This is a genomic window from Stenotrophomonas sp. PE591, assembly GCF_018320795.1.
Classification (GTDB): Bacteria; Pseudomonadota; Gammaproteobacteria; order Xanthomonadales; family Xanthomonadaceae; genus Stenotrophomonas; species Stenotrophomonas maltophilia.
Map to the genome: position 1 here is coordinate 181,717 of NZ_JAAOKO010000009.1, position 23,590 is coordinate 205,306.

The following is a 23,590-nucleotide window of genomic DNA, read 5'->3' on the forward strand; positions in this document are numbered from 1 at the left end:
CATGGGTCGCGGCCGCGACCAGTCGGTAGCGTATTGTCCGGACGATGTCCGCTTCATGTCGCCCGCGCGTCGGCCACCGGCTGCCAGGCCTGGCGCAGGCGCGGCAACGACCACGCCGCATTGGCAGGGCTGGTCGACGGCAATGCGACCAGCTTCGGCGGGGTTTCCAGCCGTGGCAGCACCCAGCGCTGGAACGCCTGCAGCGAGGCACCACCATTGCAGCCGATCAGCTTCAGCTCAGGCAGCGTGGCGATCAGTTCCGGCAGCGCATTGGCCACTTCCGTGCCACGCACGATGTCGGCATCCAGGCTGCCGCGCCGCTCGCAGCGGCCGATCACATCCCACAGGCCGATGCCCGCGGCGTTCAACGCCTGCAGCCGTTGCACATAGGGCAGGCCCGCGTCGAAACCGCAGATATCGGCCATCAGCGGCCAGAAGCGGTTGCGCGGATGCGCGTAGTAACGCTGCTCCTGGAGGGATGCCACGCCTGGCATCGAACCCAGCAGCAGTACCCTGCAATCCACGTTCACCTGCGCTTGCAGGCCGACGCACTGCGTTGCCGCGCTCACATCTTCTCCAACTGAATGAATGCCACTGACAACCAGAAACCCCATGGATACAGGCTTTTCGCGCTGATCGCTGAACAAGGAAAACTATTTTTTAACGCGCGTCGGATTCGATTCATGTTGAGGCGACTACGGTGTGCTCGCCCCGCAACCGGGGGCCCAAAACAAGAAACATTAGGAGATACCCCCATGCGCTCCATCCGTATCCTGAGTCTCGCCCTGCTGACCTCCGCCGCCTTCGCGCCGGCCGCTTTCGCCCAGGACAGCAGCTCCACCGATACCGCTTCGGGCAAGCATTTTGCCGTGGTTGGCGGCGTCGCGCTGCTGCAGCCGAAGAATGATCCGATCGACGGCATCAAGAAGGTCGATGGTGGCCCGGCGCCGACCGTCAGCTTCAGCTACTACATCAACGACAACTGGGCCGTTGAACTGTGGGGCGCCGCCGACAAGTTCGACCAGAAGGTGAAGGGCCCGAACAATGCCCGCCTGGGCAACGTTGAGCAGCAGCCGGTCGCGCTGAGCGGCCAGTACCACTTCGGCCAGGCTGACAACGTGTTCCGTCCGTTCGTGGGCGTGGGCTACTACCAGTCCAGCTTCAGCAATGAAACGCTGGCCGACGGCAGCAGCTCCGACATCCGCCTCAAGGACGCCAAGGGCGTGATCGGCACCGTCGGCGTGGACATGAACATCAACTCCACCTGGTTCGCCCGTGCCGATGCCCGCTACATGCGTTCGCGTCCGGACGTGAAGGTCGGCGGCGAGAAGATCGGCGAAGCCAAGATGGATCCGTGGACCGTCGGCTTCGGCATCGGTGCCCGCTTCTGATCCAGGCAGCACCGGCTTCACTGATGTAACGCGACGGGCCCTGCGGGGCCCGTCGTCGTTTCCGTCACCCGCGTTCTGTAGAGTCGACTGTCAGTCGACTCTACGCACACACAGGACACGGAGACGCGATGGACGACGTCGACCTGCTGGTGATCGGTGGCGGCATCAACGGCGCCGGCATCGCCCGTGATGCGGCCGGCCGCGGCCTGCGGGTGCTGTTGTGCGAGCAGTATGACCTGGCCGCGCACACCTCCAGCGCCAGCAGCAAACTGATCCACGGCGGCCTGCGCTACCTTGAACAGGGCGAGTTCGGACTGGTGCGCAAGGCACTGGGTGAACGCGAAGTGGTGCGGCGGCAGGCCCCCCATCTGGTCCGTCCGTTGCGCTTCGTGCTGCCATGGGAACCCCACCTGCGACCGCGCTGGATGCTGCGCGCGGGCCTGTGGCTGTATGACCATCTGGGCCGGCGCAGCCCGAGTTTTCCCGCCTCGCGCGCACTGGACCTGCAACGCGACCCGCTCGGCCCCTGGCTCTCCCCGGCGCTGCGGCAGGCCTTCAGCTACGCCGATGCGCAGGTCGATGACGCGCGGCTGGTACTGCTCAATGCGCTGGACGCCGCCCGGCGTGGCGCACGGGTACATGTGCGTAGCCGCTGCATTGAACTGCGCCCTGTGCTGGGCCGTTGGCAGGCCACGCTGGAAGCCACCGACGGCCGGCAGCAAACGGTGATCGCCCAGGCCGTTGCCAATGCAGCCGGCCCTTGGGCAGGAGGCCTGCTGGAACGTATGCAGGCGCGCGATGGCGGCCCCGCCCTGCGCCTGGTACAGGGCAGCCACATCGTGCTGCGCCGGCCCTGGCCCGACGACAGCGCCTGCCTGCTTCAGCAGCCCGATGGCCGCGTGGTGTTCCTGCTGCCCTTCGCCCACGACCACCTGCTGGTCGGCACCACCGACACCGACTACCGTGGCGACCCGGCCCGGTGCAGCGTGCTGCCTTCGGAGGTGGCTTACCTGTGCGAGGCCGCCAACCACTACCTGCGCGAGCCGATCACCCCGCAGGACGTGGTCTGGCAGTTCGCAGGGGTACGCCCGCTACTTGCCGATCCAGATCCGCGTGCAGCGAAGCTGAGCCGTGACTACCGCCTGCAGTTGCAGTCCGGCCCGGCGCCCGCGCTGCATGTGCTGGGCGGCAAGCTGACCACGTACCGCGTGCTGGCCGAAGAAGCGCTGGACCTGCTGCGCCCCGCCCTGCCGCAGATGGGACCGGCATGGACGGCAACGGGCCACCCACTGCCGGGCAGCGACTGGGGCGACGCCACGCAGGCGTGCTCGCGCCTGCAGGCACTGGCACCGTGGCTGCCCGCAGAGATTGCGCGCCGCTGGGCCGGCGCCTACGGCAGCCGCAGCGCGGAGCTGCTGCAGGGCCTGCGGGGTATGAACGATCTCGGCGAGGACTTTGGCGGCGGCCTGCATGCGCGGGAAGTGGCTTTCCTGCGCGACCACGAATGGGCGCGTAGCGCCGAGGACGTGCTGTGGCGGCGGAGCAAGCTGGGGCTGCGGCTGGATGCGGCGCAGGTGGCGCGGCTGCAGGCGTGGATGGGGGGTCGGATCCCTTTCCCAGGGAAAGGGCTCTGACCCCCGTGTTGCCACGTGTGCCAACCACGGTTGGCAGCTACCAGGGTGGCCGCGCGCGACGCGATCGATGCATTAGGATTTCCCCATCGCCACCGGAGACGCTGCATGACGCCCCGCTACGTGCTGGCCATCGACCAGGGCACCACCAGTTCGCGCGCGATCCTGTTCGACCGTGCTGGCGACATCGTCGGCAGTGCGCAGCGCGAGTTCGCGCAGATCTTCCCGCAACCCGGCTGGGTCGAGCATGACCCGCGCGAGATCCTCACCAGTGTCTATGCCACGCTGACCGAACTGCTCAGCCGCGAACAGATCGACCCGCGTCATATCGCCGCGCTGGGCATCACCAACCAGCGCGAGACCACCGTGGTCTGGGACCGCGCCACCGGCCAGCCGATCCACAATGCCATCGTCTGGCAGTCGCGGCAGAGCCATGCCATCTGCGAGCGACTGAAGTGCGACGGGCATGAGGCACTGGTCCGCGAACGCACCGGCCTGCTGATCGACGCCTATTTTTCCGCCACCAAGGTGCGCTGGATCCTCGACCACGTGGAAGGTGCGCAGCAACGCGCCGAGCGTGGCGAGCTGCTGTTCGGCACCATCGACAGCTGGCTGGTATGGAACCTCAGTGGCGGCCATGCGCATGTGACCGACTACAGCAACGCCGCACGCACGCTGTTGTTCAACATCCACACCCTGGACTGGGATGACGACCTGCTGGCGCTGCTGGACATACCCCGCGCGATGCTGCCGCAGGTGCGCGATTCCAGCACGGTGTATGCGCACACCCGGCCGCAGTTCTTCTTCGACCACCCGATCCCGATCGCCGGCATCGCCGGAGACCAGCAGGCGGCGCTGTTCGGCCAGGCCTGCTTCCAGCCGGGCATGGTCAAGAACACCTATGGCACCGGCTGCTTCATGCTGATGCACACCGGCACGCAGGCGGTGCGCTCGCGCAACGGCCTGCTGACGACCATTGCCTGGGGCCTGGACGGGCGCGTGGAATATGCACTCGAAGGCTCGATCTTCATCGCCGGCTCGGTGGTGCAGTGGCTGCGTGACGGCCTGCGCATGATCGAGCGTGCCAGCGACAGCCAGGCACTGGCCGCGCAGGTGCCGGACAGCGGCGGCGCGTATCTGGTGCCGGCATTCGTCGGCCTGGGCGCGCCCTACTGGCGCAGCGATGTGCGCGGCGCGATGTTCGGCCTGACCCGTGGCACCCGCAAGGCACACTTCGTGCGTGCCGCGCTGGAGGCGATGGCCTACCAGACCCGCGACGTGCTTGATGCGATGCAGTCCGATGCGGGCATCGCGCTGACCGAACTGCGCGCCGACGGCGGTGCGATCGGCAACGATTTCCTGGCCGGCTTCCAGGCCGACATCCTTGGGGTGCCTCTGCTGCGGCCGCGGCTGACCGAGACCACCGCGCTGGGCGCGGCCTACCTGGCCGGTCTGGCCGTCGGGTTCTGGTCCAGCCGCGAGCAGATCGCCGCGCAATGGGGCCTGGACCGGCGCTTCGAGCCACAGATGGAAGTGGCGCGCCGCGAGAAACTCTATGCAGGCTGGCAGCAGGCCGTGGCGGCCACCCTCGCCTTCCACGTGGACTGAAGGTCGTGCCGGCCGCTGGCCGGCAACCCCATGATCCTTGGCGGCGTTTGCAGATTGCCGGCCAGTGGCCGGCACGACCGCATGGCCAGAACGTCCGTAGCGCCGGTCAGAACGCCGGCAGCACCGCGCCCTTGTACCTGGTCTCGATGAAAGCCTTCACCTGCGGGCTGGTCAGGGCCTTGGCCAGCTTCTGCACGCGGGCGTCGTCCTTGTTGTCCGGCCGCGCGACCAGGAAGTTCACGTACGGCGAGTCCTTGCTCTCGATCGCCAGTGCATCCTTGGTCGGGTTGAGGCCCGCATCCAGCGCGTAGTTGGTGTTGATCAGGGCCAGGTCGACCTGGTCCAGCACGCGCGGCAGCATCGCCGAGTCCAGCTCGCGGAACTTCAGGTTCTTCGGGTTGGCGGTGATGTCACGCAGGGTCGACAGCGCGTTGGCCGGATCCTTCAGCTCGATCACGCCGGCCTTGTGCAGCAGGATCAGCGCGCGGCTGTTGTTGCTCGGGTCGTTCGGGATCACCACGTCGGCACCGTCGCGCAGCTCGGCCAGCGACTTGACCTTGCGCGAATAGGCACCGAACGGCTCGATATGCACGCCGATCACCTTCACCAGATCGGTCTTGCGATCGCGGTTGTAGGCATCCAGGTACGGCTCGGTCTGGAAGTAGTTGGCGTCCACCTGCTTCTGCACCAGCTGGTCGTTGGGCTGCACGTAGTCGTTGAACACGCGCACGTCCAGGTCCACGCCTTCCTGCTTGAGGATCGGCTTGACCACCTCAAGGATCTCGGCATGCGGCACGGCCGTGGCGGCCACCACCAGCTTCTGCGAGGGCTCGCCGGACTTGCCGCAGGCGGTCAGGGCCAGCGCAGCGGCGAGCAGGGGCAGCAACAGGGTCTTCTTCATGGGGGACGGGATTCTCGGGGGGAGTGTCAGGAGGGTTCGTAGTTGCTCAGCGCCAGCTCGAGCAGCGCCTTGGCCTGCTCGCGCAGCATCACCGGCTCGACGATTTCGGCATCCGAGCCGTAGTGCAGCACGTCCATCAGCAGTTCGCGTGAGACGCTGTACGGCACCTTCAGTTCATAGCGGCCATCGGCCAGGAAGCGGCCCTGCTGCTTGGAGTGCCAATGCTCGTCGGCCACCCAGCGCGCGGCCTTGGCACTGAACAGGATGGTCGCCCAGCCCTTCGGCGCACCGGAGAAGATGCCGTAGCTGGCACCCAGCTGCTCGTCCAGCTCGCTGTCGGCGACGTCACGGGCAGTGCTGTCGACCACGCGCGCCTTGTGGATGCGGTCCACGGCGAAGCTGCGCAGGGCTTCGCGGTCATGGTCCCAGGCATCCAGGTACCAGTTGTCGCGGTAATGGGTCAGGCGCTGCGGCGAGACGGTGCGCTTGGTCGGCTCGTCGGTGGAACGGGCACGGTACTCGAACGCCAGCTGGCGGCGCTCCAGCACCGCCGAGGCCACGCTGCGGAAGCTGCCTTCATCGAACTTGCGGCCGCGGTGCGGGATTACCCGCACACGATCCACCGGCCAGTTGGAGACACCGGCCTGGGCAGCCAGCAGGCTCTCGATACGCTGCTGCAGCGGCGCCAGCACCGAGGACAGCACGCCGCCGCCGGTACGCGCCAGCAGGTGCTGCGAGGCCAGCAGGGCGTGCAGCTCCTCCGAGCTGAGCCACAGGCCAGGCAGTTCGAAGCGGTCGCTCTCGTCGGCCTGGTAGCGGAAGCCGGCCTCGCCGTCGCCCTCGATCGGTGCCATCAGCGCATCGCGCAGGAAGGCCAGGTCGCGGTAGACGGTGGCACGGGAACAACCGAGCTTGTCCTGCAGAGTCGCCACCGTCACCGGATAGCGCGCGGACTTGAGCAGACGATGCAGGGCGGTGATGCGTTCGTATCGGTCCATACCCCCGATTATGTCCGAGTCGCGGGTCTTGTGTGGGACGTTTGGGCTATCGTGGTCGCCCCCACCCCCATGGAATGCCCGATGCGCCGGTTGCCCGCCCTGTCCCTGCTGGCCTGCCTGCTGCTGGCTGCCTGCGATCGCGCACCGGCGCCGGCCAGGACCGAAGCCCCCGTGCCCGCGGCCGATCCGGCCCAGGCCGTACTGGGCGCCAGCCAACGCTTTGCGGCCCTGGGCAGTTTCCATGCCGAGCTGGAGGTGCTGGGCGCGCCGCAGCCGGTGCGCAGTGCCATGGACTTCGTCGCCCCCGACCGCTTCCGGGTGCAGACCCCGGGCGGGCCGCAGACGATCATTGGCGACACCATGTTCCTGCAGGCCGACGGTGCGATCCGCCAGGTTCCCACCCCGCCGGGCCTGCTGGAGCAGTGGCGCAATCCCTTGCCGGCCGACGCCCTGCCTGCCGAGCTGCAGGCCGAAGACCTGGGCAGCCATTCGCTGGATGGAGTCGAAACCCGTCACTACCGGCTGCGTGGCGCCCAGCCCGGCGAACGCCTGGAATACTGGGTGGACGCCCAGGGCCTGCCACGGCAGATCGTGCGCAGCGGCAGCAGCAACGGCCGCAATTTCCAGCTGCGCCTGCGCTATTCGCGCTTCAACGACCCGGCATTGCGTATCGATCTGCCCTGAATAGGTGTCCGCGGCAACGTCTGCTGAAGCGCGCCTTGGATCGATTCTGACCGCCATCACGCTTCCAGTATCATCACCGGCTGTCAACCGCTTCGGAGAAGCCCCGATGTCCCTGCGCGTGTCCCTGCTGATCCCCCTGCTGCTGTGCGCGCCGCTCGCGTATGCACAGGATGCCTCCGAACTGGCGGCGATGTCTTCGCCGTGGAGCGGCAGTGGCGGCGAGCTCGGCTTCGCCTCGGCACGCGGCAACAGCAGCACCGAGAGCTTCAACGGCCGCCTGCGCCTGCGCTACACCGACGGCGACTGGGTGCACAGCATGGACCTGGCCGGCCTGCGTTCCAGCTCCAAGGTGACCGAGACCCGCGACGACGGCACCACCACCCGCCGCAACAACACCACCGCCAACCGCTACACCGGCAGTGCCGGCAGCGCGCTGCAGCTGGGCGAGCACCGCCAGCTGACGGCCACGGTGCGTACCGAGCGCGACGACTTCGCCACCTACGACCGCCAGAGCTCGTTCGGTCTGGGTTACGGCACCCGCCTGTGGAACACCGAGCGCTTCTCGTTCGACGCGCAGATCGGCCCCGGTGTGCGCCGTACCCACAGCACCGAGGACGACCGCACCCGCACCGGCATGATCGGCCGCGGCCTGTTCGACATGAAGTACTCGCTGACCGACAACACCGACCTGGTCAACACCCTGCTGGTCGAATCCGGTTCGTACAACACCTTCGGCCAGAACGACTTCGGCGTGTCGGTGAGCATGAACGAGCACCTTGCGCTGAAGGCCGGCTGGCAGGCGCGTTACAACAGTGACGTGGCCGAGGACAAGCGCAAGACCGATACGCTGACCACGATGAACGTGGTCTACAAGTTCAAGTAAGCGGAACGGGCGCCCAGGGCGCCCGTTCTTCTTCCGGTAGTGCCGGCCGCTGGCCGGCAACCGCATTCAATCGGGATCATGAGGTTGCCGGCCAGCGGCCGGCACTACCTGATGGCTCAGACGTTCAGCAGTTCGCCGGCGCCATCGTCCAGCAGCATCTTCGCCACGCGCTGGCCCAGCGCTTCCGGATCACTGCCTGGGCCCACGGCTTCGGCGCGCACCGCACGGCCGTCGCTGGCGCTGCCAACCAGCCCCTGCAGGTGCAGATCATCGCCCTGCCACTGCGCGATGGCCGCCACCGGCACGTGGCAGCTGCCATGCAACGCACGGTTCATCGCCCGCTCGGCTTCCACGCAGGCACGCGTGGCCGCGTCATCAAGCGGGGCGAACAACGCCATCAGACGCGCATTGCCACTATCGCACTCCACCGCCACCGCGCCCTGCGCCGGGGCTGGCAGCCACTGCGGCGGTTGCAGGCGCGCGACGATGCGCTCGCCCAGACCCAGACGCTCCAGGCCGGCCACGGCCAGCACGATGGCGTCGTAGCCACCGTTATCGAGTTTGGCCAGCCGGGTGTTGACGTTACCGCGCAGGTCGAGCAGTTCCAAGTCCGGTCGCAGCGCGCGCAGCTGCGCCTGGCGACGCAGCGACGAGGTCCCGACCCGCGCACCGATCGGCAGCGCGTCCAGCGAGGCGTACAGGTTGGAGACGAAGCCATCGGCGGGATCGTGGCGGGTCAGCATTGCCGGCAACGCGAACGGCGGGTCCAGTTCCATCGGCACGTCCTTCAGCGAGTGCACCGCGCAGTCGGCGTCACCGCGCAGCATGGCCAGCTCCAGCTCCTTCATGAACAGGCCCTTGCCACCGATGGCGGCCAGCGAACGGTCGAGCACTTCGTCGCCGCGGGTGCTCATCGGCACCAGTTCCACATGCAGCCCGGGGTGGGCCTGGCGCAGGCGGTCGGCGACGTGTTCGCTCTGCCAGAGGGCGAGCGGGCTCTTGCGGGTGGCGATGCGGACGGTTTCCATCCGGTCATTATCGCGCCTCCGGCGGGGATACGGCCAACGGCGGAGCCCCTCGTGGCTGGTGGAGGGGTCATGAAAGCAACAGCCGCGCGTGGCCGGGCGGGGTGGGCCACGCAGGGGACGCTGCAAGTACGTCCGTGTAAGCTCGGTCGCCGCATCCATGCGGCTCACGCCCCTGCGCAGCCCACCCCGCCCGGCCTCTGACAGTTTCCGTGTGCGTCAGCCACGGAAGATCAAAAGAAAAAAGCAGAAGCAAAAGCAACAGCCGACGGCTTCCGGGGTCAGATCCCTTTTCCGCAGGAAAAGGGATCTGACCCCTCTTTCCCCACCCGATAACAACAATGCCTTTGCCGTCCGACGCGGGAAAAACGAGAGGGTTGGGCCGGGGTGGGGTGGCGGGACCGTTGGCGCCATGGATGGCGCCATCGAGCTACAGGGATGTACTTGCAGCGTGTCCCGCCCCCCCACCCCGGCCCGACCCAGTACGTAGCACCAACGAGCCGACCAACCGCCGTTGCAGTTGCCGTTGCAGTTGCTCCAGACGTTGCTCGTAAGCAGTCGCGGCCGCAGGCCGCGCGGGACCACTCACAGATGCCGCAGTTCCTGCTTCAGCGTCGCCACGCAGCGGCGGCTGACTTCCAGCGGCTGCTTGCCATGCCGCAGCACCGCCTGCACCTGCCCGCCCGAGCCGCGGCGCAATTCCACCAGCTCGTGGCGCGCCACCAGGCAGTTGCGATGGATGCGGATGAAGCGGCTGGCGAACTCTTCCTCCAGCGACTTCAGCGACTCCTCGATCAGGTCCTCGCCGCGCGCATGGTGCACCACCACGTACTTCTCTTCCGCCTGCAGGTAGTGGATGTCGTCCAGCGGGATCAGCCGCAGGCTGCCACGCAGGCGTGCGCACAGCATGCTGCGGGCCTGCTGCCCGCCGCTGTCCTGCGGCTGGCCGTCGCGGCCGGCCAGGAACGTGCGTGCACGTGCGATCGCTGCCGCCAGTCGCTCGGCACGCACCGGCTTCATCAGGTAATCGATGGCCGCCGCCTCGAACGCCGACAGCGCATGCGCGTCATAAGCCGTGCAGAACACCACCGCCGGGCGCGGCTCGAAGCTGGCCAGGTGGCGGGCGGCTTCCAGGCCGTCCAGCCCGGGCATGGCGATATCCAGCAGGACCAGGTCCGGCTGCAGCTCCGCGCACGCATGCAGGGCCTGCTCGCCGTTGCCGGCCTCGGCCACCACGTCCACCCCGTCCTGCGCCGCCAGCAGGCTGCGCAGGCGTTCCCGCGCCAGCGGTTCGTCATCGGCGATGACTACCCTCACGGTCGTCCCCTCACTGGATCGGCACTGTCACCTGGCAGGCATAGTAGCCCTCGCTCCAGCCAGCCGTCATCCGCGCGGCGGCGCCGAAGCGCCAGGCCAGCCGATGAGCGATGCTGTGCTGGGCATGGCCGGCACCACGCGCCAGCGCCAACCCCGGCGCCTGCGGATCGGGTGCGGGATTGCGCACGCAGATCTGCAGCTCCTTGCCCTCGCGCACCAGCTGCAATTCGATGGTGCCGCCCTCGGGCAGCCGCGAAATGCCATGCAGCACTGCGTTTTCCACCAGCGGCTGCAGTACCAGCCTCGGCAGTGGCAGGTCCCACGGCAGCGGCTCATCGCGCTGCCAGCGCACCTGCAGACGCTCGCCGAGGCGCAGCGACTCTATCGACAGATAGCGCTCGGCCAGCTCGCATTCGTCACGCAGGGTGGAGTCGCCCTCGCCCGCGCCCAGGGCAGCACGGAACAGATCGGACAGATCCAGCACCGCGCGTTCGGCCACCGCCGGATCGCGATGCAGCAGGCTGGCAATCAGGTTCATGCTGTTGAACAGGAAGTGCGGCCGGATCCGCGCCTGCAGCGCGTCGGCCTGGGCACGCGCGTTGGCCTGCACCTGCGCGGCCCAGCGATCGCTCACATAGAAGTAGCGCAGGGCAAGCGCGGCGATCAGCGCCGTGGTTGCCGCACTGCCCAGGGTGAAGCGCCAGAAGCTGATGCCGCGGGCGAAGTTGTCGCCCAGTACCGCGTACAGTGCATGCACGATGCCGGCACAGACCACCGCGATCAGGGTCGCCAGCACGATCGCCGCGACAGCGCCCAGCACCGGCGGCAGCCTCGACAGAGCCTGCCGCAGGAGGCACAGGCTGGCGGTCACCGCCAGCGCCAGCCACAGCGCGAAGCCGCTGGCCGACAGCAGCTCGCCGAAGGTCCAGTGGCGGCTGCCATCGGGCGCCAGCGCCAGCACCACCACCACCAGCTGGGCCAGGCCGAGCATCGCCGCCAGCCGCGGCAGGCGGCACAGTTCCGGCATCCACGGCGATGTGCTGGCCGGGGGCATGGCTCAGGCAGCGCCCAACCGTTCCTGCAGCCAGTCACCCAGCGCCTGGATCTCTTCGGCGCAGACCTGGTGGGCCATCGGATAGCTGTGCCACTCCACCTCCAGGCCCAGCGCCTGCAGGGCCTGCGCGCTGTGTACGGCCACCGCCTGCGGAATCACCGGGTCGCTGCTGCCATGGGCCATGAACACCGGCACCTGCACCGCACCGTCAACGCGCCTGGCGCTCTCGGCTTCCGGCAGGTAAGTGGACAGTGCGATCAGGCCGGCCAGTGGCGCGGTGCGCGACAGTGCAGCGGTGAGGATGATCGCCCCGCCCTGCGAGAAGCCGGCCAGGAAGATCTTCTCCGCCGCGACGCCGCGCTCGATCTCACGTGCGATCAGCGCATCCAGCTGCAGCACCGATTCCTGCACGCCGGCCATGTCGGCACGCGAGCGGAAGTCCATCCCGACGATGTCGTACCAGCCGCGCATCGGCACGCCGTTGTTGATCGTGATCGGCCGCACCGATGCGTGCGGGAACACGAAGCGCAGCGCCGGCCAGTGCGGACGCACCAGTTCCGGCACGATCGGCGCGAAGTCGTGGCCGTCGGCGCCAAGCCCGTGCAGCCAGATCACCGACCACTGTGGCGAGGCGCCGGTTTCCTGTTCCACCGTTTGCAGCATGATGCGGCTCCTTCAAGTTCGAGCCGCATTATGCCGCTGGTGCAGGGCCATCAGTACAGCGGCGGTTGCTCGGCGGCTTCCCGGCGCAGCTGCGCGGCGCGCACCAGCACCGGTGGCGGAATGTTCTCTTCGGGGATGTCGAGCAGGCCGAGGCGATGCAGGAAGGCACCCGGGCCGCGCGAGGAGGTCAGCGCCACCACCGGAACGGCCAGCACCATGCCGATCACCACCGGCGCCATCCAGGCTGCCAGCGACGGCGACACCGCCCACGCCAGCACCCCCATGAACGCACCAAACACACCCAGCCCGCCGTAGCCACGGATCAAGGCCATCCACGAGATGCCACCATCGTCACGCTGCTGTGCGTCCCAGCCGGAATCGCGGCCGGACAGCACTTCGGCCACGCCGCGCGACTGCACGTACATCACCACCGGTGCCATCAGTGCGGCCAGCACGGTCTCCACCAGCATCGACACGAACGCACGGATCGCACCGCCGCAACCGCGGCGGTCGACAGGGTCCAGCAGCATCGCCAGATAGCCCAGCACCTTGGGCAGCAGCAGCACCGCCATGGTGGCGGCGAACAGGCGCACCACCTGCTCCTCGTCCTGGGCCCGCCAGTACACGCTGGGTGACAGGTGCAGCAGGGCATTGAAATCGATGCCTTCCTGGAACAGCGGGATCGCAATGCCGATCAGCATCAGCATCGCCCACATCGGCGCGGTGAAGTAATGGCCGATGCCGATCAGCATGTGGGTGCGGCTGATCCAGTGCAGGCCACGGCTGCCGACCACCTTGCCGTGCTGCAGGTTGCCCTGGCACCAGCGACGGTCGCGCACCAGCAGGTCGGTCAGGGTCGGCGGGCCTTCTTCGTAGCTGCCCCCCATGTACGGCACCATGTGCGCGGCCCAGCCGCCACGGCGCATCAGCGCCGCTTCGACGAAATCGTGGCTGAGCACGTGGCCGCCGAACGGCTTGCGCCCCGGCAGCGCTGGCAAGCCGGCGTGGTCGGCGAAGGCACGGGTGCGGATGATGGCGTTGTGGCCCCAGTAGTTGCTCTCGGCGCCATGCCACCAGGCCACGCCACGGGCGATCACCGGGCCGTACACGCGACCGCCGAACTGCTGCATGCGTGCGAACAGGGTGCGGCCACCGATCACCGAGGGCAGGGTCTGGATCAAGCCGACATCGGCGTTGTGTTCCATGCCGGCCACCAGGCGCACGATGCTGTCGCCGGTCATCAGGCTGTCGGCGTCCAGGATCAGCATCTGCGGGTAAGCGCCACCGAAGCGGCGCACCCAGTCGGCGATGTTGCCGGCCTTGCGCCCGCTGTTGTCGCCACGGCGGCGGTAGAACAGCCGCGTCTGGCCGTCCGGCACGCGCTCGCGCAGTTCGGCGAATACCTGCTCCTCGGCGCGTGCGATGTCCTCGCGCCGGGTATCGCTGAGCACGAAGAAGTCGAAGCGTTCGAGCTGGCCGGTGGCGGCCACCGACTCGTAGATCGCCTGCAGGCCCGCCAGCAGTCGGCGCGGATCCTCGTTGTAGGTCGGCATCAGCAGCGCGGTGCGGCTGTGCACGGTCGGCAGCGGCTTGTCCGGGTCGATGCCAAGGCGATAGCCACGGTCGAACACGGCGGTCAGGAAGCCGGCCACGGCGCTGGCGAAGGACAGCGCGATCCAGGCGAACAGGCCGACGAACAGCACCAGCAGGCAGGCTTCCAGCACGCTGATGCCATTGGCCGACAGCACCCGCCACATCATGCGGGTGGCGATGGCGGTCATGGCCAGGGTGCCGCCGAAGATGTAGAACCGGCGCAGGCCGATCAGGCGTGGCGAGGTACGGTGCCGACGGACCTTCAGCTTGCCTTCGCGCAGGGTCTGTTCGGGCATCGGCAGCGGAGATTCGGCCGGCAGCAGCGCCCAGCCGGCGTCGAGCCGGGGCGCATCCGCTTCCGCGTGGATGGTTTGACCCCCCATCACCGCTTACTCCCCACGATCGGCATGGCCGGCCGTCCCGGCCGGGCTGCATGCGCGAAGGTTCCCGGCGCGCCTTCCCGGCGCCCGCACTTGTCCTGGCTGTACCGGCCCTTGGCCGCACAGTCGCTGTCTGTCACTACCGGAACCCACACGATCTCCAACGGGGCGGAATCGAAAATGCGGCCCAGTCTAGGGCGCCGGATGTAAGCCGAGTGCGAAGGTCTACGCCGGGATTTATCCCCATTCAGCAAACAGCAGGCGATGGCGGACCGCGCAGCGGAATGTCGCTTCGTGACACCGGGTACTGGATCGTAACAAACGCGAACGGTTATCATTTCATTAACCAGGCAGGTCGCCGTCTTCCGTACGGCCGAGACCCACCCAGCTGCGCCGGCCCGAACCGTGCGCCCTACGACCCATGGAAGGGGGCCTGCCTGCTTGTCTGCGTGTGCCCGCTGCTTCCATCCGGTCCCCCCTCATTCGATGGAAGCCGTCATGTCCAAGCCGTTCCGCTCCCGTTCCGCGCGCCTGCCGCGCACCCGCCTGGCCAGTGCCCTGGCCACCGCCTGCCTGCTGGCCCTGCCCGGCGTGGCCGCTGCAGAGGCCAGCGCCGATGCCTCCACCAAGGACCTGGATACCGTGGTGGTCACCGCCTCGGGCAACCAGCAATGGATCAAGGATGCGCCGGCCAGCATCAGCGTGATCAGCCGCGAGGACATCGAGCGCCAGCCGGTGCACGACCTGGCCACCCTGCTCAGCCGCGTACCCGGCGTGACCGGCGGCCTCAGTGCGGTCGGCGAGCAGTCCAAGATCAAGCTGCGCGGCATGCCGTCCAACTACACGCTGGTGCTGGTGGACGGCAAGCGCATGGGCAGCTCGGCCTCGACCAACTACCGCCCCGATCTCGGCCGCCAGGATCTGAACTGGATCTCGCCCGACCAGATCGAACGCATCGAGGTGGTGCGCGGACCGATGTCGTCGCTGTACGGCTCCGACGCCATGGGCGGCGTGATCAACATCATCACCAAGCGCATCGGTGATGACTGGAACGGCAGCGCCACCCACAGCTATACCCGCGCGGGCGATGGCAAGCGCGGCGACACCCAGCAGATCGGTGCGACGTTCTCCGGCCCGCTCGGCGAGCGCTTCGGCCTGCGCATCGGTGCCAACAGCATGCGCCGCGATTCGGATCGCTCCAATGGCGGTGTCTACGGCAACGCGTATGCAGGCGAGAAGGACCGCAATGTCGATGCGCTGCTGCAGTGGAAACTGAGCGACGCGCAGGAACTGTCGCTGGAAGCCGGCCATGGCGTGCAGCAGGCCTTCATCGATGCTTCGCTGGAAAAGCAGGACGAAGGCGCCTGGGGTGCCAGTGAACTCAAGCGCAGCTCGCTGGCGCTCAACCACGATGGCAAGTGGAGCTTCGGCAATTCGAAGATCAGTGCGTACTGGACCGAGTACAGGAACGACATCGGTGCTACCGGCCGTTCCGAAGCCACCGATACGATCATCGAGGGCAGCCTGACCACGCCGTTCACCCTCGGCGTTGAACACCAGTTCGCCGTGGGCGGCCAGTGGAAGCGCCAGGAGCTGACCAACACCGACACCATCGGCCGCGCGCCGATCGACTATACCGGCAATGCCGTCAGCGGCTCCGATCTGGAAGTGGATACCTGGGCCCTGTTCGTCGAAGACGAACTGAAGCTGCACCGCACCCTGGCACTGACCCTGGGCGCGCGCCTGGATCACCATGAGACGTTCGGTGGCCACGTCAGCCCGCGCGCCTACCTGGTCTGGCATCCGGCCGAGCAATGGACCATCCGCGGTGGCGTCTCCAAGGGCTTCCGCGCCCCCAGCCTGACCGAGAACTCCGCCAGCGCCGCCACCCAGTCCGGTGGCCGTGGCTGCACCTCGCTGATTCCGCTGGGCTATACCCGCGGCGGCTGCTACATGGCCGGCAATCCGGACCTGGACCCGGAAACCAGCACCAACCGCGAAATCGGCATCAGCTTCGACAACGACCTGGTCGATGCCGGCCTGACCTACTTCCACACCGACTTCAGGAACAAGATCGAGTACGCACCGCTGGGCAGGTTCAACGGCATCTGGTGGACGCGTATGAGCAACGTGCAGCGCGCGCGCACCAGCGGCATGGAAGGCAACCTCAACTTCCGCTTCGGCGAACACTGGCGCTGGCGCACCTCGGCGACATGGATGAAGGAAGCCAGGAACCTGACCACCGGCCGCAACCTGATCGATACCCCCGAATTCTCGGGCTATTCGTCGCTGGACTGGACGCCCGACGCGGTGTTTTCCAGCAGCCTGTCGGCGCAGTACACCGGCAGGCAGGCCGGCACGGCGACGACCTTCCTCAAGGCCTACACGCTGTATGACCTGACCGCGGCCTGGAACGTCAACGAGGTACTGACCCTGCGCGGCGGCGTCAGCAACCTGGCCGACAAGAAGCTGTATGCGGAAGGCTCCACCGATTACTTCGTGGCCGGGCGCAGCTACTTCCTCAGCATGACCGCGCGGTTCTGACCAAGAGCGTCCGCCGCGATCGCGCTGGCGACGGGCCAGCGCGATCGGCGGTGTTGCGGATTACTCGCTTTCCAACGCGGCGGCGGGCGCCGCGCTCTGCGTAGCCGCCGTGCGTGCACGGTCCATCGCCACCGCCAGTTGCTGGCGTGCGAGCAGCTGTTGTGCCTGCACCACTTCAGGTGTCGGCAGGAGCACCGGTCCCGGTGCGTTTTCCGGTGTAGCAGGTGTGGTCATGCAACCTCCATGGACATCCCGCCGCCGCACGGATTCAGCTGGTGCGGCAGCGGAATTGCGCACCCTATCCTAAAAACAAGGCGGGCGGGTGACGGTGCGCGCCCCTGCCGCAGCAGCCGGAACAAGGCAGGCGTCACATTTTTGACGGTGACGCTTGGATCCTGAATAGGACTTGTCCTATCATGAAAACGTTTTCTCACAGGGATGTCTCCCCCAATGAATACCACTGACCTGTCCCAGTTCAGCCCGAAGTGGCAGTTCCGCTTCAACTTCTTCCGCCAGCACGGCGCCCCCAAGAACCCCGGCTTCAAGCAGGCCTGGAAGGCGCTGTCCTTTGGTGACCGCCTGAAGATCAACCTGAACTTCTTCGCGTTGTTCTTCGGTGCCATCTACCTGCTGATTCTTGGCATGTGGCGCAAGGCACTGGTGGTGATCGGCATCAACATCGTGCTGGCCATCGTCTCCATGTTCCTTCCGGACGTCGTCGGGCGCATGCTGTTCATCGCCATGAACCTGCTGGTCGCCTCCAGCACCAACTACAGCTACTACCTGGAGAAGGTGGAAGGACGTACCAGCTGGAACCCGTTTGAAGGAATGTTCTGAGCCATCAGACCTGCGCAGGATGCGCGGCAAGGATGCAACCGACGCCCGGCCCCCGCCGGGCGTCTTCGTTTCCGGGATCAGGCCGCGCGGCGGGCCATGGCCTCCGGTTCGGCCCGCAGGCGGAAGCGCGAGACCGCCACGGCCAGCTGCTCGGCCTGCTCCTCCATCGCCCGCGCCGCGGCGCTGGCTTCCTCCACCAGTGCGGCGTTCTGCTGGGTGGTCTCATCCATCTGCACCACGGTCTGGTTGACCTGCTCGATGCCGGCGGACTGTTCGCGCGACGCAGCCGAGATCTCGGCCATGATCTCGTTGACGCGCCCCACCTGGCCGACGATGGCCTGCATGGTACGGCCCGCACCGTGCACCAGCTGCGCACCGGCACCGACCTGCGCCACGGATGCGTCGATCAGTTCCTTGATCTCCTTCGCTGCGCCCGCCGAGCGTTGCGCCAGCGCGCGCACTTCGCTGGCGACCACCGCGAAGCCGCGGCCCTGCTCACCGGCCCGCGCCGCTTCCACCGCCGCATTCAACGCCAGGATGTTGGTCTGGAAGGCGATGCCGTCGATCACCGAAATGATCTCGGCGATGCGCTGCGAGGAGGCCTCGATCTGCTCCATGGTCTGCACCACCTGGTTGACCACTTCCCCGCCCTCGCTGGCAACGTCAGCGGCGGATCCTGCCAGGGTATTGGCCTGCAGCGCGTGGTCGGCGTTCTGGCGCACGGTGGAGGTCAGCTCCTCCATCGAGGCGGCGGTTTCTTCCAGGTTGGCGGCCTGCTGCTCGGTACGACGCGAGAGATCGCTGTTGCCCGCAGCGATCTCACCCGCCGCCAGGCGGATGCTGGCGGCCGACTGCTGGATCTGGCCGACGATCTGGGTCAACTGCTGCACGGTGCTGTTGGCATCGTCGCGCATCACCGCGAACACGCCATGGAAATCGCCGCGCATGCGTGCGCTGAGGTCGCCGGCGGCAATCGCGCGAAGCAGCGTCGAAAGCTCAGCCAGGTTGTGATCGCTGACCTGCATCATGATGTTGAGGGTCTCCACCATGCGGCGGAAATCGTGGTCGAAGCGCTGGGCATCACCGCGTACAGCGAAGTCGCCGGCCGCCGCGGCGGCGGCCAGCTGCTGGATCTGCTCGTTGATCGCGGCCAGGTTGCTCTTGGTGGTGGCCATCGCTGCGGTGAACACCGCCTTCTCGCCCGGCAGCGCTTCCATGTCCACGCTGAGGTCACCCACCGCGTAACGCTGCATCACCTCGACCAGGCGCTGGGTGACCGCATTGCTGGAAGCCACCAGCTGGTTGCTGTCGGCCACCATGCGGCCGTACTCGCCGGGGAAGGCAGTGGCGTCCATGCGGTAGCTCAGCTCGCCAGCATCGTGGCGGCGCGCCATTTCCGCCTGCGCCGCCATCACCGCCTGCAGCTGCCCGCGCATGCCCTGCATCGCGTCCAGCAGGCGGCCCACTTCATCGTTGCTGCGCGCAGGCAAGGTGCTGTCGAGCTTGCCGGCGGCGACGTCACCCGCCACCCGCACCGCTTCGGCCAACGGGCGGATCGCCAGGCGGCGCAGCAGCACATAGACGCCGGCACTCAGCGTCAGCGCGGCCACCACGCCCACCAGCAGCGTCAACCACAGCAGCTGGCGCGCCTCGGCCACGATCACCGCGTGCGGCATCACCACGCCCAGCGCGAAGCGCTGCGGGGCATTGCCCACGCGTAGCGGCACGTAGACGCGCACGTTGCCGGCTGCATCGGGCGTGAAGGCTTCGAACCGGCGGTCGGCGGCGATGTCGGCCAGCATGCTGCGGGTCAATGCGTCGGTGCGCGGCTTGCCGATCTCGGCGGCATTCGCCGAGGCCAGCACCACGCCGTTGGGCGAAAGCAGCTCGACGCGGCCTGCGCCCATCGGCGTCAGCGTCGCCAGGTGCTTCTGCAGCGCCGCCAGCGAGAAGTCGACGGTGAACACGCCGAGGAAGGTACCGTTTTCGACGATCGGCGAGCTCAACGTGCTCATCAGCACCTGCTGGCCGGCGATGTCGTAGGCATAGGGCTCGCTGACCTTGGGCAGCTTGTCGCGGCGGGGTACCACGTACCAGTCGGCCGAGCCGTCGGCGGCTTCGGTGTAGTCGGTCATGGTCGACTGCTGCGGCTTGCCGTCATGCCAGGCCCAGTAGCTCATGTAGCGGCCGCTGGCATCGTGCATCGCGGTATTGGCGAACTCGGCATCCTTGCCATCGAAGGCATCGGCCTCCCACATGGTGCTCTTGCCCAGCCACTCCGGGTGGGTGCGCAGCTGCTCGCCCAGCACGGCAGCCAGGCTGGCGCGATCGGGCACGTCGCCCCGCGCACGCTGGGCGAGCACGGCTTCGACCATGGCATCGTTGCTGGCAAACGCCGTGCCCAGGTCGGCGGCGACCTGGCGCGCTTCGGCGTTGGCCTCGCTGGTCATGGTCTGGCGCGAGGCATCGATCAGGCTGGCACTGGCCTGGCGATAGATCAGGAACGCCGTCAGGCCGAAGCACAGCAGCGCGATGACGGCGGTGCCCAGCATCAGCTTGTGGGCGATGCTGCCCGGGCGGCGGGCAGCGGCGGAACGGGAAGAAGGCATGGAGGGGTCCGCAAGGCAGTTCAGGACGACCGGCGCCGGGAGGGCACCGCGCAGGCGCGCGATCCGTCGCGCAGGCCACCGGCCGCCGGGACCCGCCCGGCGCAGGAAGCGCACCGGGTTAGCGGCCGCCTGCCAACGAGGTTGAGGCGACCGGCCTACACATTCCTGAATCCACTCAGGGACGGGACAGGGATCCGTCCCCGCTTCCCCTATTCGGCCACCCGATCCTTGATCCACTCCGCGCGTGGCAACACCTCGATGCTGCCTGCGGCGTACTGCTGCAGCACGGCGTCCGGCCCGAAACGCGGCTGCCACCCCAGCTCCCTACGGATGCGGGCGCTGTCGTAGACGCGGTCGACGCTCAGCGGCAACGGCCAGCCGCGGCGCTCGAACTCGGCCAGCAGCTGCGGTACGCGCCGGGCCAGTACATTGCGCGGCTGGGTGGCCAGTTCCAGGCAATCCTCGCGCCGAAACGGGGTTGCGGCGCAGGCGATGTAGCGGGCGAAGGCCGGCCCCTCATCCAGCAGCAGCGCGGCATGGGCACTGGCCACGTCACGGGCGTCGATCCCACGATGCAACCGGAACATCGCCATCCGTTCCGGCGGTTCCGGGAAGCAGCGCCCCATCCGCAGCACGCGCACCCCGAAGTCCGGTGCGGCGGCAGCTTCAGCCAGGGCCTCGGCCTGCAGCTTGCTGCGGTGGTAGATCGTTCGCGGCAGCGGCTCGGTATCCTCATCGAGCCAGCGGCATCCCCCTGCCACCACCGCGTGGCCGTACAGCGCGGTGGTACTGGTCAACACGAACCGCCGTGCGCCTGCCTCGCGCGCCGCCTGCAGCAGGTGCGCAGTCGCGTCCACGTTGATCTGCTGGAACACCGCGTCCGGTACCAGGCCGACGTGCGGCGCATGCAGGGCCGCGGTATGGATGACCGCGTCGACGCCCTGCACCGCGCGCACGACGGCTTGATGATCGGTGACATCGGCAATGATGCGCGTGGTGGCAAACGGACTGCGGTCCAGACCCACCACTTCATGGGCAGCCGCCAGCGCGCCGAAGATCGCGCGCCCGATCCGCCCGGAACTGCCGGTCAACAGAATCTTCATTGAGTCCATTCACTCGAAGCGCCCGGGAACTACCGGGATGCTTCGATTCTAGGCATGCAACGGGACATCTGCGATAGGACGACCGCGCAACTGTGCGTTCATCCTGACGACTTCGGCGGAGCCAGCAGTTGACGCGCGATGGAGAGTGGATCGTCGCCGCCTGCCGCGTGGGGCGCGACACCGGTCCGTTCGCCGTTGCCACCGGTGCGCAGTTTGATCGGTTGCCGGTCCGGAACGTTTATCTGATAGCCATCGGGCAGCAGCACAGGATCATCGAACATATGTGCGGCACCGCCACTGCGGCCGCCGGCCTTGCCGCGCATCCGAGGGCCGGCAGTGAATACGCGACGGATGCGGCCGCCGGGCCGGCTGCGTGATCATCCCCGTGCGCAGGGCGCGTGAAAACCGGGGCGAAGATGGCGACCTGGACTTAGCGTGCGATGGCCAAGCATGGACGCCGTCGCCCACGAAGGCGGCGTCCACACTGCAGGAGATTTCACATGACTGATCAGAACCCGCGCAGCTCCAACCGGGGCTTCGCCTCGATGGACCAGGACAAACAGCGCGCGATCGCCGCCAAGGGCGGGCGCGCGGCACATGCCTCCGGCAATGCGCACGAATTCAGTCCGGCCGAAGCACGTGTCGCAGGCCGCAAGGGCGGCGAAGCGATCAGCCGCGACCGCCAGCACATGGCCACGATCGGACGCGAAGGTGGACACGCACGCCACGCCAACGCGCGCCAGCAGCAACAACAGCCTCAGGCGATCGAACGCACGGCAGAGGACCCGCAACGCCAGCAGGGCTGAATGCTGCGCGTCAAGCCGATGCACGCTGCCGATGCAGCCCAAGCGCCGCAAGCAGGGCCAGCGCACCCGCCACCGCCATCGCCCAACCGAACCCGCTGGCCATCGCACTGCGGTACCAGGTCAGCACCTGCGGCGTGGCGTGCATCGAGCCCGGGTGCAGGATCAGTTCACGCGCCTGCGCAACAAGCCGCTGCTGCCCTGCGACCTGTGCGCAGGCGGTGAACTGCTGTACGGCACGCTGGCCCATCAGGCTGCCCATCAGCGCGATGCCCAGGCTCATGCCTGCCTGGCGCAGCGCGTTCATCGTGGCTGACGCGATACCTGCGCGTTCGGCCGGTGCGTTGGCCATGATCGCCATGCCGGTCGCCGGCACCGCCAGCCCCATTCCAATGCCAAGCAGCATCAGCACGGCAGTGGCATGAGCGCGCGAAGTAGCCGGTTCGAACGTGGCCATTGCGCACATCGCCACACCGGCCAGGACGTAGCCCAGCACCAGCGCGGCATGCAGCCCGAGGCGGGCAACCAGACGCCCGAACAACAGCGAGACAACACCCATCAACAGGAACTGGGGAGCCAGCTGCGAGCCCGCCAGCGCGGCGCTGTGCCCCTGTGCCTGCTGGAAGAAAAGCGACAGGAAGAACAGGCTCGCATAGGCGGTGAAGCCCAGCACGAACGAGGCCAGGTTGAGCATACGGAAGCGACCATCGGCGAACAGGTCCAGCGGCAGCAGTGGGCGTGCCACCCGCCGCTCGACGATGCCGAACAGGATCAGCCCCGCAGTTGCGGCGCCCAGCGCCAGAAGCGTCACCGGCGCCAGCAGGCCCTGCTCGCCGATCGCGATCAGGCCATAGCACAGCGCGCCCAGCGCGCCGATGCTGAGCAGCTGCCCGGCCGGATCCAGCGCGGCGTGCTGCGGGTGCCGTCGCTCGGCGATGCCCCAGGCGCCAAGCACAAACGCCAGCAGCCCCAAAGGCAGGTTGATCAGGAAGATGCTGGGCCAGCCAGCCCGCTGCACCAGCGCACCGCCCAGCAACGGGCCAAGCACCAGGGCAAGCGCGCTGAAGGCGGACCAGCCACCGATCACGCGTGCACGCTGGCCCGGATCGGGAAATGCGTGACTCAGGATCGGCATCGCACTGGGAATCAACAGCGCACCTGCCACGCCCTGCACCGCGCGCCCGGCGACCAGGGTCGAAAGGTCCTTGGCGCAGGCGCACAGCAGCGAGCCCATGGTGAAGGTGGCGACGCTCAGCAGCCACATCCGCCGATGACCGTAGCGATCCCCCAACGGACCGGCCGACAGCATCAGCGCCGACAGTGCGATCGCGTAGGCGTTGATCACCCATTGCAGGCCCGCCATGTCGGTCTGCAGCGCCTGCTGCAGGGTTGGCAGGGCCACGTTGACGATGCTGATGTCCAGCGAAGCGAGGAATGTACCGAGGTAGGCCGCCAGCACCAGGGCGGGCCGTTGGAGGCGTCTCATGCGTGGATCCCGGGGGGAGGATGTGCGCGCATCCTATCGACTGACTGACCGTCGGTCAATGACCGGCGGTCAGTCAGTGC

The 23,590-nt window shown here is 67.8% G+C and carries 20 protein-coding genes and 1 pseudogene; 8 read left to right on the forward strand and 13 right to left on the reverse strand.

Annotated features, from left to right (window positions below; all coding sequences use genetic code 11):
- Positions 1 to 53: 53 nt before the first annotated feature.
- Entirely contained in the window at positions 54 to 569 is a 516-nt protein-coding gene (locus JLDANKMP_RS18570; protein ID WP_212561810.1) for a DNA-deoxyinosine glycosylase, read from the reverse strand.
- 186 nt (positions 570 to 755) lie between these two features.
- Here JLDANKMP_RS18570 and JLDANKMP_RS18575 point away from each other — a divergent pair, with 186 nt between their 5' ends.
- The 3 genes from JLDANKMP_RS18575 to glpK all read left to right on the forward strand — a co-directional run bounded on the left by JLDANKMP_RS18575 (position 756) and on the right by glpK (position 4,630).
- A complete protein-coding gene (locus JLDANKMP_RS18575; protein ID WP_212561811.1) occupies positions 756 to 1,391 on the forward strand; it encodes an OmpW family outer membrane protein in 636 nt (211 codons plus the stop codon).
- Positions 1,392 to 1,519: 128 nt separating this feature from the next.
- Positions 1,520 to 3,025: a glycerol-3-phosphate dehydrogenase gene (gene glpD, locus JLDANKMP_RS18580; protein WP_212561812.1), complete on the forward strand. Its 1,506-nt coding sequence runs from the start codon at positions 1,520 to 1,522 to the stop codon at positions 3,023 to 3,025.
- 105 nt (positions 3,026 to 3,130) lie between these two features.
- Positions 3,131 to 4,630, forward strand: a complete 1,500-nt coding sequence (gene glpK, locus JLDANKMP_RS18585) for a glycerol kinase GlpK (RefSeq protein WP_212561813.1) — start codon at positions 3,131 to 3,133, stop codon at positions 4,628 to 4,630.
- Between the two features lie 106 nt (positions 4,631 to 4,736).
- On the opposite strand, the gene JLDANKMP_RS18590 is transcribed toward glpK, so the two are convergent.
- Together JLDANKMP_RS18590 and JLDANKMP_RS18595 are read right to left on the reverse strand one after the other, a co-directional pair.
- Positions 4,737 to 5,531, reverse strand: coding sequence for a MetQ/NlpA family ABC transporter substrate-binding protein (locus JLDANKMP_RS18590; RefSeq protein WP_012481327.1), 795 nt, complete (start codon positions 5,529 to 5,531; stop codon positions 4,737 to 4,739).
- Positions 5,532 to 5,557: 26 nt separating this feature from the next.
- Positions 5,558 to 6,529 (reverse strand): YafY family protein, encoded by a 972-nt coding sequence (locus tag JLDANKMP_RS18595; RefSeq protein ID WP_212561814.1) that lies wholly within the window; start codon positions 6,527 to 6,529, stop codon positions 5,558 to 5,560.
- Between the two features lie 81 nt (positions 6,530 to 6,610).
- Here JLDANKMP_RS18595 and JLDANKMP_RS18600 point away from each other — a divergent pair, with 81 nt between their 5' ends.
- Both JLDANKMP_RS18600 and JLDANKMP_RS18605 read left to right on the forward strand, forming a co-directional pair.
- Positions 6,611 to 7,213, forward strand: coding sequence for a hypothetical protein (locus JLDANKMP_RS18600; protein ID WP_212561815.1), 603 nt, complete (start codon positions 6,611 to 6,613; stop codon positions 7,211 to 7,213).
- A 106-nt stretch (positions 7,214 to 7,319) separates the two neighbouring features.
- Positions 7,320 to 8,096 (forward strand): DUF481 domain-containing protein, encoded by a 777-nt coding sequence (locus JLDANKMP_RS18605; RefSeq protein ID WP_005411146.1) that lies wholly within the window; start codon positions 7,320 to 7,322, stop codon positions 8,094 to 8,096.
- 116 nt (positions 8,097 to 8,212) lie between these two features.
- Here the strand turns inward: JLDANKMP_RS18605 and hemC are convergent, their stop codons facing one another.
- The 5 genes from hemC to mdoH all read right to left on the reverse strand — a co-directional run bounded on the left by hemC (position 8,213) and on the right by mdoH (position 14,131).
- The gene (gene hemC, locus JLDANKMP_RS18610; protein ID WP_212561816.1) at positions 8,213 to 9,124 is read right to left on the reverse strand and encodes a hydroxymethylbilane synthase; all 912 of its coding nucleotides are present in this window, start codon (positions 9,122 to 9,124) and stop codon (positions 8,213 to 8,215) included.
- Between the two features lie 582 nt (positions 9,125 to 9,706).
- On the reverse strand, positions 9,707 to 10,438 hold the full coding sequence (locus tag JLDANKMP_RS18615; RefSeq protein ID WP_005411148.1) for a LytTR family DNA-binding domain-containing protein: 732 nt from the start codon (positions 10,436 to 10,438) through the stop codon (positions 9,707 to 9,709).
- Between the two features lie 10 nt (positions 10,439 to 10,448).
- Positions 10,449 to 11,492, reverse strand: coding sequence for a sensor histidine kinase (locus JLDANKMP_RS18620; RefSeq protein ID WP_024957924.1), 1,044 nt, complete (start codon positions 11,490 to 11,492; stop codon positions 10,449 to 10,451).
- 3 nt (positions 11,493 to 11,495) lie between these two features.
- Complete coding sequence (locus tag JLDANKMP_RS18625; RefSeq protein WP_212561817.1) at positions 11,496 to 12,155, reverse strand: alpha/beta hydrolase; 660 nt, start codon at positions 12,153 to 12,155, stop codon at positions 11,496 to 11,498.
- A gap of 50 nt (positions 12,156 to 12,205) precedes the next feature.
- Positions 12,206 to 14,131 carry a glucans biosynthesis glucosyltransferase MdoH gene (gene mdoH, locus JLDANKMP_RS18630; protein WP_212561818.1) on the reverse strand — a complete coding sequence of 642 codons (1,926 nt, stop codon included), beginning with the start codon at positions 14,129 to 14,131 and terminating at the stop codon, positions 12,206 to 12,208.
- Between the two features lie 495 nt (positions 14,132 to 14,626).
- On the opposite strand from mdoH, the gene JLDANKMP_RS18635 reads away from it, so the two are divergent.
- Positions 14,627 to 16,672 carry a TonB-dependent receptor gene (locus JLDANKMP_RS18635; RefSeq protein WP_212561819.1) on the forward strand — a complete coding sequence of 682 codons (2,046 nt, stop codon included), beginning with the start codon at positions 14,627 to 14,629 and terminating at the stop codon, positions 16,670 to 16,672.
- A 60-nt stretch (positions 16,673 to 16,732) separates the two neighbouring features.
- Here the strand turns inward: JLDANKMP_RS18635 and JLDANKMP_RS18640 are convergent, their stop codons facing one another.
- On the reverse strand, positions 16,733 to 16,906 hold the full coding sequence (locus JLDANKMP_RS18640) for a hypothetical protein (RefSeq protein ID WP_005411154.1): 174 nt from the start codon (positions 16,904 to 16,906) through the stop codon (positions 16,733 to 16,735).
- A 216-nt stretch (positions 16,907 to 17,122) separates the two neighbouring features.
- On the opposite strand from JLDANKMP_RS18640, the gene JLDANKMP_RS18645 reads away from it, so the two are divergent.
- On the forward strand, positions 17,123 to 17,509 hold the full coding sequence (locus JLDANKMP_RS18645) for a DUF2628 domain-containing protein (protein ID WP_005414559.1): 387 nt from the start codon (positions 17,123 to 17,125) through the stop codon (positions 17,507 to 17,509).
- A 77-nt stretch (positions 17,510 to 17,586) separates the two neighbouring features.
- On the opposite strand, the gene JLDANKMP_RS18650 is transcribed toward JLDANKMP_RS18645, so the two are convergent.
- From JLDANKMP_RS18650 to JLDANKMP_RS22465, 3 genes and pseudogenes are all read right to left on the reverse strand, one after another.
- Positions 17,587 to 20,118 (reverse strand): methyl-accepting chemotaxis protein, encoded by a 2,532-nt coding sequence (locus tag JLDANKMP_RS18650; RefSeq protein WP_212561820.1) that lies wholly within the window; start codon positions 20,116 to 20,118, stop codon positions 17,587 to 17,589.
- A gap of 209 nt (positions 20,119 to 20,327) precedes the next feature.
- Positions 20,328 to 21,221 (reverse strand): NAD(P)-dependent oxidoreductase, encoded by an 894-nt coding sequence (locus JLDANKMP_RS18655; RefSeq protein ID WP_212561821.1) that lies wholly within the window; start codon positions 21,219 to 21,221, stop codon positions 20,328 to 20,330.
- Positions 21,222 to 21,319: 98 nt separating this feature from the next.
- Positions 21,320 to 21,588: pseudogene (locus JLDANKMP_RS22465) on the reverse strand (peptidase S41); the annotation flags it as partial.
- Positions 21,589 to 21,721: 133 nt separating this feature from the next.
- Here JLDANKMP_RS22465 and JLDANKMP_RS18665 point away from each other — a divergent pair.
- Positions 21,722 to 22,027 (forward strand): KGG domain-containing protein, encoded by a 306-nt coding sequence (locus JLDANKMP_RS18665; RefSeq protein WP_212561823.1) that lies wholly within the window; start codon positions 21,722 to 21,724, stop codon positions 22,025 to 22,027.
- A gap of 10 nt (positions 22,028 to 22,037) precedes the next feature.
- Here JLDANKMP_RS18665 and JLDANKMP_RS18670 read toward each other — a convergent pair whose 3' ends face one another.
- Entirely contained in the window at positions 22,038 to 23,510 is a 1,473-nt protein-coding gene (locus tag JLDANKMP_RS18670) for an MFS transporter (protein ID WP_212561824.1), read from the reverse strand.
- Positions 23,511 to 23,590 lie beyond the last annotated feature (80 nt).